Below are 11,798 nucleotides of genomic sequence, written 5' to 3'. Positions count from 1 at the left end.
TTTAAGCCAAGTATTCCAAGGCTTTAATCATGAAAATACTATTATTCTGATACCTTGTCAAGATGGTTCTACCCCTTCTATGCCAAGTTTTTCTTGCAATTTTGCCAAAGTTATCCCCTCTACTCTAACTGTTTTTATTCTGCTCGTTTCCCCTCTTACTATCTGGATGGAGCTTTTGGGGACTTTTAACCTTTTTGCAAGGAGTTCAACAACCGTCTTGTTGGCCTTTCCCCCTTCAGGTGGAACTGTTACTCTTATCTTCAACCTCCCTTCCTCTACCTTCTCTATCCTGTTCCTTGAGGCTTTGGGCTGGACTTTCACCTCTATCTCCAGGGCTCCCTTTTTCTCCTTTACCTTTAACATCTTCTTCAAGCTCCTTTAGTATTCTTGTCATCTCAAGAAGTGCAAGTTTTAGACGGTTTGTCATCTTTTTCTGAGTAAACCTGAGTTTTTCAATCTCAAGCTCAACTTCTTCTTTCTTCTTCTCTAGTTCCTGAAGCTCTTTCTTCTTTGTCTCAACTAACTTTTCAATTTCCTTCTTGGCTTTCTCCATTACCTGTTCAGCTTTGTATTCGGGCGTTTTCGCCTTCAGCCTTTCAACTTCTTTGAGGAGCTCCTCGTAAGCACCTGCGACTGTTGATAGGAATATCTCAACCTCGTCGGGGTCATATCCAAAGAGCTTTTTGCTGAACTCTTGGTTTTTTATCTCCTGAGGAGTCAGTCTGCGCTTCTTGGCGTTTTTCATTCTGTCCTCGTTGATTTTGATTTCTACTGATTATAACAGCAGGAAGTTTCAAGTTTAAGGTTTTAAGTTTTAAGTTTTTTGATATCAATAATTGTTTTTACAAGTTTCTCAAGTGCTTTCCCCCTGTGGCTTATCCTGTTTTTCTCGTTTAGCGGGAGCTCTGCCATGGTTTTACTGTAACCCTCAGGAATGAAGAGAGGATCGTATCCGAATCCTCCAGTTCCACGGAGTTCAGTTATCACTTTTCCCCTAACTTCTCCTTCACTCCAGATACCGTACCTTTCTGGAAAGGCTAAAAAGACAAAGGAGACGTACCTGGCAGGGGAGCTCACCAACCTTCTTTTTTGGAGCTCCTCTATCAGTTTTCTGTTATTCTCCTCATCAGTTGCCCTTTCTCCAGCAAACCTTGAGGAGTAAACTCCTGGCTTGCCGTTGAGTGCTTCAACTTCAATGCCTGAGTCCTCGGCTATTACAGGTATTCTCAGTTTCTCTGCGTAGTAGGTTGCCTTCTGGTAAGCGTTTTCACAGAAGGTGTTTCCAGTCTCTTCTGGAGATTCTATCTGTTCCACTTCGTCAATAGGTACAACCTCTATTCCAAACTCCTTAAGTTTCTCCTGTGCCTCTTTTACCTTTCCCCTGTTTTTGGTTGCAAATACCACTTTCACCGGTTAACCCCTAATGAGATTTTCTGGATGGAGATGAGCTCTCTAATTCCTTTTTCAGCAAGGTTTAAAAGGTTATTTAGATCCTCTCTTGAAAACGGTTCTCCCTCGGCGGTTCCCTGAATTTCTACAAATAAATTCCGGTCGTTCATAACTACGTTCATATCAACTTCTGCCATTGAATCTTCTTCGTAGTTGAGGTCTAATAGGAGCTGGCCGTCAACAATTCCAACGCTTACAGCTGCTATAAAGTTTTTTACGGCTTCTCTTTTACCTATCTTTTCAAGTGCCCTGTATAGGGCAACAAAAGCACCGGTTATTGAGGCAGTTCTGGTTCCCCCGTCTGCCTGGATTACGTCGCAGTCAATCCAGATGGTTATTTCTCCTAAAGCCGTGAGGTCTACAGCACTCCTCAGGGACCTTCCTATAAGCCTCTGTATCTCCTGGGTTCTTCCTGTCAGTTTTCCCTTTGCCGCTTCTCTTACTGTTCTCTGGGCTGTTGCCCTTGGAAGCATTGAGTATTCAGCAGTTATCCATCCCTGCCCTGTTCCTTTTAAAAACGGCGGAACTTTCTCCTCAACCGAGGCTGTGCAGATAACTTTCGTATCTCCGAACTCTATGAGGCAGGAGCCTTCTGCGTGTTTTATGAAGTCAAGGGTTATCTTTACTTCCCTCAGCTGGTCAGGGGCTCTCCCGTCACTCCTTATCAATTTCAACCTCCTCTATTTCAACTTCCTCTCCCATTATCATTCTGGCTATTCTCTCAAACCGCTCTGTTTTGTCACTTACCAGTATTCTAACTGTTCCCCTGTTTCCCCTGTTCTTTGAAGGAAGGAGTTTTTCAACTTCCCTTGCAACGGCTTCTGCCGAGTCTACCAGCTTTACCCCTCCACACACCCGGGAAAGGACTTTTTTTATGAGGGGGTAGTGGGTGCAGCCTAAAACTAAAGTGTCTATCTCTTTTGAAAGGAGCTCCCCTAAATACCGCTTTGCAACCATCTCTGTTATCTCATCGTCAAGCCACCCTTCTTCTATCAGGGGAACGAATAGGGGACAGGCCTTCTGGTAAACCTGACAGAAAGGGTCTAAAGATACTATCGCCTTCCTGTAGGCTTCACTTTTAACAGTTGCCTCAGTTCCTATAACTCCTATTCTTCCAGATTTGCTGTTCTTTACCGCCTCTTTTGCTCCCGGTTCAACAACGCCGACAATGGGGAATGGGAACTCTTCTTTTAATATATCTAAGGCGTGTGCAGATGATGTGTTGCAGGCCACAACAACCATTTTTACTCTGAATCTCTCAAGTAGCTTTGTATTTTGAATACTGTACTTTATTATTGTTTTATGGGATTTTGTTCCGTAGGGAACTCTTGCTGTGTCTCCAAAGTAGATGAGGTTTTCGCCGGGAAGGAGCTCCCTCAGGGCTTTTAAGACTGTAAGCCCTCCCACTCCGGAGTCAAATATTCCTATTGGGCTCTCTGGCATTGCATCTCCTGAGTTAAATCACTTTATTTAATTAGGTTAGTCATAAGGTTTTAAAAGGTGAATTTAAATGAGGAGCTGTCAGGAAATTATAGACAAAGTAAAAGAGTACAGAACAAACTTTGATGAGAACTTGATAAGAAAGGCTTACCAGTTTGCGAAGGAAAAGCACGAGGGACAGTTTAGGAAATCGGGAGAACCTTACTTTGTCCACCCGGCTGAGGTTGCTTACATACTGGCGGAGCTCCGCATGGATACTCCAACGATCGTTGCAGGCCTTCTACACGATACTGTTGAGGATACAGACACCACTATTGAAGAGATTGAGAGGGAGTTTGGAAAGGAGATTGCTTTTATCGTTAAAGGTGTTACAAAGTTAGAAGGCTACTCTTTTCAGAGTAAGGAAGAGAAAGAAGCGGAGAGCTTCAGAAACCTCCTTATTTCGCTTGCAGAGGATATCAGAGTTCTCATTGTAAAGCTTGCAGATAGGCTCCACAACATGAGGACTCTCCACCACATGAAGAGGGAGAGTCAGCTGAGGAACGCAAAGGAAACCCTCACCATATATGCCCCCCTTGCCAACCGTTTAGGTATGTACAGGATAAAGAACGAACTTGAAGACCTTTCTCTCAAGTATTTAGACCCTGAAGCCTATTACTCAATAGAGAGAAAAGTAAAGGAGAAAAAGAAAAAAATACTTCCATACCTTGAAGGGATTATTGAAACGGTTAGAGAGGAGCTCCAGAAAAACGGCATAAAGGGAGATATTCAGTGGAGAATTAAGCATATCTACGGAATCTACAGAAAGATGGTAACAAAAGGTATTCCCTTTGAAGAAGTTTACGACGTTGCAGGAATAAGGGTAATCACAGATACCGTTGGCAACTGCTATCAAGTGATGGGGATAATTCACGGTCTCTGGACTCCTGTTCCCGGAAGAATAAAGGACTACATAGCCGTTCCAAAGCCCAACATGTACCAGTCTCTCCATACAACAGTTGTAGGGCCTAAGGGCCAGTTTATAGAGTTTCAGATAAGGACTTACCAGATGCACCAGGTTGCAGAGCTTGGTATTGCCGCCCACTGGAAGTACAAAGAGGGTGGGGGAGCTCTCTCCGAGGCCGAAAAGGAAAGGTTCCTCTGGCTCAGGAACCTTTTGGAGTGGGTTAAGGAAGAGAAGGATCCCAACGAATTTATAGATTCGGTTCGTAAAGACCTCTACAACGAGGACATCTACGTTTTCACTCCCAAAGGAGACATAAAGACCCTTCCCGTTGGAGCAACTCCTGTTGACTTTGCCTATGCAATTCACACCTCTGTTGGTCACAGATGCAGGGCTGCAAAGGTTAACGGCAAGCTGGTTCCCTTAAACTACGTCTTAAAGAGTGGCGACAGGGTGGAGATTATCACCGGGAATGAAGAGAGGCCCAACAGGGACTGGCTCAACTTTGTAAAGACCTCTAAAGCCCGTCAGGCCATAAGGAGTTTTTTGAGGAGAGAGGAGAGCGAGCGAGCAAGGAAGTTGGGAGAAAGCCTGGTTGATAAGGCTCTAAGGAAACTTAATTCAACCTTAAGTGCAGTTTCTGAAAGTGAAGAGGTACTTGAGAGGATAAAGAGCTTAGGGTATTCAAAGCTGGACTCTCTCTTGATAGACGTAGGCTTTGGGAAGATTGAGCCCGACACTGCCGCAAGGAAGCTTTTGGGTCTTCCGGTTGAGGTTAAGAGGAAAAAGAGGAAGGGGAGTTCCGTTAGAGGAAACGTTGCCATAACCGTTGATGGGATTGACAATGTTGCCGTTTCCCTTGCTACCTGCTGCCATCCCCTTCCCGGCGATAGGGTTGTTGGAGTGATAAACACCGGGAAAGGCGTTGTTATCCATGCTGCGAACTGCGTAGTTGTGAGGCAGATAAAGGAGAGTTCCCCCGGTAAGATAGTAAGGGTTAACTTTGTCCCTTCCGACAGGGTTTACCCGGCAAAGATAAGGGTTTCAACAGAAGACAGGCCTGGAATGCTTGCAGAGATCTCTTCTGCAATATCAAAGCAGAACATAAACATAAAGACTGTTACCACCCGTTCTGTTCACGGCAGGGCCGTTCTTGACTTTGTTGTTGAAGTAAAGAGCAGGGAAGAGCTCCAGAAACTCCTCAACGCCATAAGGGGAATAAAAGGTGTAATAGCAGCCAAAAGGATACAGAGGGAAAGCTTAAAACAGCCAGCTGGCTAAGTTAGGCATATCTTATTTCTCAAAACTTTCAGGAGGATTGAATGGAAATGGAAAAGGTAATCAGCCAGTACGTTCCTATAGTTATTGAGCAGACGGGGAGAGGAGAGAGAGCCTACGACATCTACTCAAGGCTTTTAAAAGACAGAATAGTTATGCTTGGAACACCCATAGACGACCATATTGCAAACCTTATCGTTGCACAACTCCTCTTCTTAGAGGCTGAAGACCCGGAAAAAGACATATACCTGTACATAAATAGCCCCGGTGGGGTTGTAACTGCAGGCCTTGCTATCTACGATACCATGCAGTACATAAAGCCCGACGTTGTAACGATCTGTATGGGGCAGGCTGCAAGTATGGGAGCGGTGCTTTTGGCGGCGGGAGCTCCCGGCAAACGTTTTGCCCTCCCCCACGCCCGGATAATGATCCACCAGCCCCTTGGAGGCTTTCAGGGACAAGCTACAGACATAGAGATACACGCAAAGGAGATACTAAGGCTCAAGCAGATGTTAAATGAGATACTTGCAAAACATACAGGTCAGCCCCTTGAGAAGATTGAGAGGGATACAGACAGAGACTTCTTTATGAGCGCTGAAGAAGCCAGAGAGTACGGCCTCATAGATAGAGTTCTCACAAGGAGGGGAGAGTAAGTTGGTAAAGGGCAGGTTCCCCCTTAACAGGGTTGAAGAGGCGATTGAGGATATAAAACAGGGGAAAATGGTCATCGTTGTTGATGACCCAAACAGGGAGAACGAGGGGGACCTTGTTATAGCTGCCGAGAAAGTTACTCCTGAAGCTATAAATTTTATGGCCAAGTTCGGTAGAGGCCTTATCTGTCTTGCCCTTCCTGAAGAGCGTTGCGACCAGCTTGGCTTTGAGCCCATGACCCTTAGGCCAACAGACCCCAAAGAGACCGCCTTCTGCATCTCTGTTGATGCCCACCCTAAGTTCGGAACGACGACTGGAATCTCTGCCTACGATAGGGCAATAACCATAAAGAGGGCAGTTTCTCCCGATGCAAAACCAGAAGACTTTATTAAACCCGGCCACGTTTTCCCGCTAAGGGCAAGGAAAGGTGGGGTTCTTAAACGCTCAGGCCATACAGAGGCTGCTGTTGACCTTGCAAGGCTTGCCGGCCTTTACCCGGCCGGAGTGATCTGCGAGATTATGGACGAAGACGGAACAATGATGCGTCTTCCCAAACTCCTAGACTACGCTAAGGAGCATGGCCTTAAGATAATCAGCATAGCTGACCTCATTGAGTACAGAATGAAGAGTGAAAGCCTTATAAGGCGGGAGGCCGTTGCAAACCTTCCAACCGTTTATGGAAACTGGAAGATTTACGCCTATACTTCTCTAGTAGACAACAAGGAGCACGTTGCCCTCGTTATGGGAGAGATAGACGAAAATGAGCCAATTCTGGTCAGAGTTCACTCTGAGTGCTTAACCGGAGATGTTTTTGGCTCCCTCAAGTGTGACTGCCGTTCTCAGCTCCACAGAGCTATGGAGATGATAGCTGAAGAGGGGAAAGGTGTAATCGTCTATCTCCGTCAGGAAGGAAGGGGCATAGGCCTTGTCAATAAAATTAAGGCCTACCACCTTCAAGACCATGGCTTTGACACAGTTGAGGCCAACGAAAAGCTGGGATTCCCGGCAGACATGAGGGATTTTGGAATAGGTGCTCAGATACTGAGAGATTTAGGCGTTAAGAAGATGCGCCTTATGACAAACAACCCGAAGAAGTTGATCGGTCTTGAAGGTTACGGGCTTGAAATTGTTGAGAGAGTACCGATTATTACGGGAGTTTGCGAGTATAATATCGGCTACCTTCAAACCAAAAGGGAGAAATTGGGGCACCTGATAGAACTGGAGGAGGAAAATGGAAGACAAGGAGTTTCAAATTCCTCAGGAGCTAAAGAACCGGATAATGGGGCTAACGACTCAAATTAGCTCCCTCTTTGAAGAGACAGTTAAGGAATATGAGGAAAGAGTTTCTCAGCTTGAGCAGAGGATTGAAGAGCTTGAACAGGAAAATATTGAGCTGAAGTACAAGCTGAGGCAGCTCAGCAACGACCTTAAGAACCTGAGCGAAAGGATAGCTTCGGAGTTTTTGAAAAGGGCGGAAGCAGCCCTTGAGGGGGTTGAGGAATTAAGGAGAAACGAGAACCAGCAGTAGGTATAACTTTAGGGGATCCTGCAGGTATAGGCCCTGAGGTTCTCCTTAAGTCTCTTCCCTACCTTTCTTCCCTTGGTAGAGTTTTCGTGGTTTACGGTTCAGAGAGCGTGCTACGGTTCTACGGGGAGCTCCTCAACCTCCCCTCTGAACTTCCGGTAGTTTCAGAGATTCCGGAAGAACCTGGAGTTTACCTGAGAAACGTTATTCCTGAGCTTGATTTTGAAGTTGGTAGAGTTTCTAAATCCTGTGGCGTTGCCCAGTTTTCCTTTCTGAAAAGTGCTGTAGAGGATGCTAAAACTGGAAAGATAGGAGCTATCGTTACGCTTCCCATAAACAAAGAGGCTATAAAACTTGCCGATTTTCCGTTTCCTGGGCATACCGAATTTTTAGCTTCCTCTTTTGGTGTTAAGAACTACGCAATGATGCTTGCAAATGAGAAATTAAAAGTGGTTCTTCTCACAACCCACCTGCCTTTGAGAGAAGTTCCAGAGAGAGTGAAAAAGGAGGTTGTTTTAGAAAAGCTCGTTCTGATAAACAGAGCTTTTCCGGGAAGTAGGATTGCCGTTTGTGGACTTAACCCCCACGCAGGAGAGGGTGGACTCTTCGGTAGAGAGGAGATAGAGGAGATAGCTCCTGCTGTAGAGGAGGCGAAGGAGTCGGGCATTAAAGCTTTTGGCCCCTACCCTGCCGATACCGTTTTTAACAGAGCTCTCTCTAAAGAGTTTGATGTAGTTTTGGCCATGTACCACGACCAGGGGTTGATACCGGTTAAGGTTACGGGGTTTGGCAGAAGTGTAAACGTTACTTTGGGTCTTCCAATTGTAAGAACCTCTGTTGATCATGGAACGGCTTACGACATAGCTGGAAAAGGAGTTGCAGATTCGGGAAGTTTCAGAGAGGCAGTAAAGATAGCTCTTAAACTTCTTCGTTAAAACCACTTTCTATACCCACTTTCAACTGTAAATCCGTTTGTTCCCTTACCTTTAAACCCTTTGAAGAACTGAATTTCAATTCTTAGGTTATCTTTCCCAAAGAGACTTCCGCCTATACCACCGGTTACGCTACTTCCCCAACCGTACGTGTTTGAGTAGTTGATTTCGGAGCTGAAAAAAGGTCTCCAGACCCTTACAAAGCTGAACCTGTTTTCGCTTCCGAAGTTAAAACCTGCTCCTATCTGGTAGTAGTTTTCTGGCAGGATGTCTGATGGTTTGAACTTTGATATTCTGTCTGTAAACGTGTTTTTGTGTTTCTTCTCGTTAAAAATTCCCCTCTGAACGTAGGTTCTAAGAGTGTAATCTGGGTAGCCGGTTCTCAGTTTGAATGAGAGCTCCCCGTAAAGGAGTGTTCCGTTTCCTATTTTACTGCCGTCTGCCGAGAAGTAGCCATTCTTTTCAACTGAAGCGTAAAAGCCTATTCTGTTGTTGTACGGAACTGTGAAGTTGAATTTAAGCCCTTCCTTCCAGCAGCTGATGATTGCCTGTTCTGAAATTTCAGTGGGAGCTCCCTTGTAAGCTTCCAGTGAAAAGCTTGACTGATAGGGACCTCTAACTGTTTCCGAAGCGGAAAATCCGATTTCCGATTCCCCTTTAGCGGTGTAGTCCGATACCCCTATTTTCAGCTGTGAGTTATTGAAGAGCTTTTTAACGTAAATGTTTACCCAGTGGGAGTAGAGGACACTCTCCGAGAAGGTTCCGCCTTTCCTGGTTAAGAAGTTACTCTCTGTTGAGATTCCGCTGTAGAGGGAGTTCTCAAGTTTCAGGAGGAGCTCCTGGGAGAGTGTTAAGAAGTAGGGAGCTCCCACTTTACGGTAAGAGAGGCTTACGTAGTAGTGGGAAGCGTAGTTTACAGTTAGATCCCTGAACTGTCTGTAGAGTCTATTGTCGTAAGGATTGTCGTTCAGCCCCTTAAACGCTATTAGAAAGGCTTTTCCCGGTTTCTCTATCTCCTTAAAGGCTGTAACTCTGTCCCGTATGGGGAGCTCCTCTAAGTAGTACTTAGTAAGCTTTCTAAGGGAGTAGAGATCTTCTTTTAAGAGTGAAAGGCTTAACTTCATCCAGACTTTTAATCTCTTTTCTCTTTCTCTAAATAGGAGCTTTTCAAACCTTCCCTTAGCAAGGAGGTAAGAGTAGTAGATGTCTTCTCCAATTTTTTTGGTTAAAAACCGTTTGCATCTCTGAAATTCTTTTTCAAACTGAGGCTGGTTGGAGAAGTACATCAGCGCTCTCAGGTAGGCCTCAACGGAGTCTTCCGATAGATTTCCCTTTTCTATTTCCTTTTTAACTCTGAGCAGAACCTGTCTTCTTATTCTGTAAGCTTCATTCTCTTTCCCCAACAGTTCTAAAACGTCTGCCTCTGTGAGAAGTTTGTTGAAGTCATTTTCGGAAATCTTGATACTTTTTAATATCTTCTCTGCCTCTTTTCCGTTCTGGAGGTAGAGGTATGCTGAGATAAAGGCAAAAGGGGCTTTTATCCGATAGGTTTTAAACTCCTTCAGGGCGTTTTTTAATTTATCTCTCTCTTTTGAGTCTATGAGGAGGTATATATACTGGGAAATTAAGTCCTTATTAGGCTTTCTTTTTAAGTAGCTCTCAAGGAGTTCCTCGGCTCTCCTCTTCTCTCCTATTTTAGATAGAACAGAAACGTAGAGTGAAAGGACAGCCGGGTTTTTGAGGAGTTCTCTTCTCTTTTTTTCTGGAAGGTTTTTAAAGGTTTTTAAGAACTCTTCCTGGTGTCCCGTAGTTACGGAAAGATCTAAAAGTGGAAGGAGAAGAGAGTCTGTTTTAAACCGTTTCCAGCCTTTTAAGGCATACTCAAAAGCCTTTTTCGGGTTTAGGTAGTAGAAATAGTCAACAAGCCTCATGTAGTCGTCGGGCCTTCCTTTTCCTTTCTCTATGAGCTCTTCAGACCCTTTTACTGCCGTTTCTACATCACCTAAGGCCCAGGCAAGGTCGCTTAGAGTTCCGATCAGTTCAGGGTTTTCTATCCTTTGCCTGTAGGCTTCCTTTAGAGTTTTTAAAACTTCGGTAAACTTCTTCTCGGAGAATAGAATGTAGGCCAGCATAAGGTAGTCTTGAGGTTTAAAGCCAAACTTCTTCTTTATCTCGTTGAGTACCTCTTTAGCCTTCTGAGGCTCTCCTTGGTTCCAGTAAATATAGACAAGTTCTCTCATTGCCTGTGGAGAGTTCTGTATCAGAGGTAGAACTTTCTCTATGTAGTTTTGAGGGTTCTTTGTTGCGTAGAGTAGGAACATCACTTCCTGGGGACTGAAAACGTGTTTTTTCAACTTCTCTGAGAACTCTATTGTTTTTTCAGCCGTTTTAAAGTCCTGTTCTGCAAGAGAAACTGTGTAGAGTTCCTTCAGATACCTGGCCTTTTTAAACCGGAAAACTAACTCTTTCAAGCTTTTGAGCAGGAGCTTTTTCTTTCCCAACCACCGGGATACCTGAGCGACCCTCTCCCACCATCGGAAATCTTCAGGGTGAATTTCTGTTCCCCTCAGTGCCACCTGAAGTGCCTTTTTAAGTTTGCTGTTTGCAAGGTACGTCTGGTAGAGGAGGAGGAGCAGCTTATCTTCTTTAGATTCTTTTACTGCAGAGTTTCTGTTCTTTTTTAACTTTAACTTTTTAGAATCTGTTTTGACTATAGATACTTTTTTAAAACCGTAAGACTTTAGAAACTCTAATTTTCTCCTCAGCTCTTTTACTGAAGGAGATGGCCACAGCCTGACTGTGCAGAATCCTTTGTCCGTTCTGTATATAAAAGCGTGAGCCTTCAGCTTTTTAGGTAGGTTTGAGAGGAAACTCTCTGCGTATTTGCAGTTTTTTGCCGTGTAGAGCTGGACACTGAAGAGTGTTGAGCTCAGAGCTTTTACTGGAAAGAGGGTAACTGCAAGGAGGATTAACCCTTTTCTCATCTGTTTTCTCCATTTACGAGCTTAAGGAGTCTGTCGGCCAGTTTCAGCTGGAGCTCCCTGTCGTTTACCATTCTGGCTACCTTTAGGAATTCCTCAAGCATCTCCCTGTCGTTTCTGAACCTGTTAAAGCTTTCCGCTATTATTTTCTTTACCTCCCGGTAATCTTTCGTCCAGAGGGCTACCTTAAGGCAGAAGTCAACAGTATTTCTGTCGGTTCTCTTTTTTAGGGCTTTTATACAGAACTTTTCGGCGCTACTGTAATCTCTCTGAGAAAGCTCAAAGAAAACTATGGACTTGAGATCTTCTAGTGTAAATTTTCCACTCTCTATCAGTTTTTGAGCAAACTTTCTGAAACTTTCTTTATCTTTAGCTGTTTGAGAAATAATAAGACCTTCTTTTAAAAATTTGGGGTCTTTCTCTGCTATCTGGTTGACAATTTTTAAGGCTTCGTTCCACTTTTTTAAAGCCAATGCCAACTTTAAGGCTCTTCTATACCAAACTATTTTTCCTGTTTGAACGGCAATCTCTTCAGATGTTTTAAGTGCAAGTTTTGGCATATCCATATTTATTGCTTCCCTATAGACAAACTCTTTGTC

The 11,798-nt window shown here is 44.3% G+C and carries 12 protein-coding genes; 5 read left to right on the top strand and 7 right to left on the bottom strand.

The window, feature by feature from the left end; genetic code table 11:
• Window positions 1-57: 57 nt before the first annotated feature.
• The 5 genes from F8H35_RS01480 to murI form a co-directional block, all read right to left on the bottom strand.
• Entirely contained in the window at window positions 58-321 is a 264-nt protein-coding gene (locus F8H35_RS01480) for a DUF167 domain-containing protein (protein WP_472571797.1), read from the bottom strand.
• Window positions 236-745: a DivIVA domain-containing protein gene (locus F8H35_RS01475; RefSeq protein ID WP_472571796.1), complete on the bottom strand. Its 510-nt coding sequence runs from the start codon at window positions 743-745 to the stop codon at window positions 236-238. The genes F8H35_RS01480 and F8H35_RS01475 overlap by 86 nt, the downstream gene beginning before the upstream one ends.
• Before the next feature lie 62 nt (window positions 746-807).
• Complete coding sequence (gene rdgB / locus F8H35_RS01470) at window positions 808-1,410, bottom strand: RdgB/HAM1 family non-canonical purine NTP pyrophosphatase (RefSeq protein ID WP_472571795.1); 603 nt, start codon at window positions 1,408-1,410, stop codon at window positions 808-810.
• Window positions 1,407-2,117, bottom strand: a complete 711-nt coding sequence (gene rph / locus F8H35_RS01465) for a ribonuclease PH (RefSeq protein WP_472571794.1) — start codon at window positions 2,115-2,117, stop codon at window positions 1,407-1,409. The genes rdgB and rph overlap by 4 nt, the downstream gene beginning before the upstream one ends.
• Window positions 2,104-2,892: a glutamate racemase gene (gene murI, locus F8H35_RS01460; protein ID WP_472571793.1), complete on the bottom strand. Its 789-nt coding sequence runs from the start codon at window positions 2,890-2,892 to the stop codon at window positions 2,104-2,106. The genes rph and murI overlap by 14 nt, the downstream gene beginning before the upstream one ends.
• A gap of 67 nt (window positions 2,893-2,959) precedes the next feature.
• On the opposite strand from murI, the gene F8H35_RS01455 reads away from it, so the two are divergent.
• Genes F8H35_RS01455 through pdxA form a run of 5 tightly spaced genes read left to right on the top strand, consistent with a single transcriptional unit; the run spans window position 2,960 to window position 8,221 of the window.
• A complete protein-coding gene (locus F8H35_RS01455; RefSeq protein WP_472571792.1) occupies window positions 2,960-5,113 on the top strand; it encodes a RelA/SpoT family protein in 2,154 nt (717 codons plus the stop codon).
• A 47-nt stretch (window positions 5,114-5,160) separates the two neighbouring features.
• Window positions 5,161-5,763, top strand: a complete 603-nt coding sequence (gene clpP, locus F8H35_RS01450) for an ATP-dependent Clp endopeptidase proteolytic subunit ClpP (RefSeq protein WP_472571799.1) — start codon at window positions 5,161-5,163, stop codon at window positions 5,761-5,763.
• A 1-nt stretch (window position 5,764) separates the two neighbouring features.
• Window positions 5,765-7,063, top strand: coding sequence for a bifunctional 3,4-dihydroxy-2-butanone-4-phosphate synthase/GTP cyclohydrolase II (locus F8H35_RS01445; protein ID WP_472571791.1), 1,299 nt, complete (start codon window positions 5,765-5,767; stop codon window positions 7,061-7,063).
• Window positions 6,993-7,289, top strand: coding sequence for a hypothetical protein (locus F8H35_RS01440; RefSeq protein ID WP_472571790.1), 297 nt, complete (start codon window positions 6,993-6,995; stop codon window positions 7,287-7,289). The genes F8H35_RS01445 and F8H35_RS01440 overlap by 71 nt, the downstream gene beginning before the upstream one ends.
• On the top strand, window positions 7,262-8,221 hold the full coding sequence (gene pdxA / locus F8H35_RS01435; protein ID WP_472571798.1) for a 4-hydroxythreonine-4-phosphate dehydrogenase PdxA: 960 nt from the start codon (window positions 7,262-7,264) through the stop codon (window positions 8,219-8,221). The genes F8H35_RS01440 and pdxA overlap by 28 nt, the downstream gene beginning before the upstream one ends.
• Here the strand turns inward: pdxA and F8H35_RS01430 are convergent.
• Window positions 8,218-11,202 carry a tetratricopeptide repeat protein gene (locus tag F8H35_RS01430; protein WP_472571789.1) on the bottom strand — a complete coding sequence of 995 codons (2,985 nt, stop codon included), beginning with the start codon at window positions 11,200-11,202 and terminating at the stop codon, window positions 8,218-8,220. The genes pdxA and F8H35_RS01430 overlap by 4 nt on opposite strands.
• A partial coding sequence (locus F8H35_RS01425) for a hypothetical protein (protein WP_472571788.1) occupies window positions 11,199-11,798 on the bottom strand: 600 nt, incomplete at its 5' end. The genes F8H35_RS01425 and F8H35_RS01430, both read right to left, overlap by 4 nt.

Origin of the sequence: Thermovibrio sp. (genome assembly GCA_015488335.1) — a bacterium.
In the GTDB taxonomy this organism is placed as follows: Bacteria; Aquificota; Aquificia; order Desulfurobacteriales; family Desulfurobacteriaceae; genus Balnearium.
This window is presented reverse-complemented; position numbering and strand designations above follow the sequence as displayed.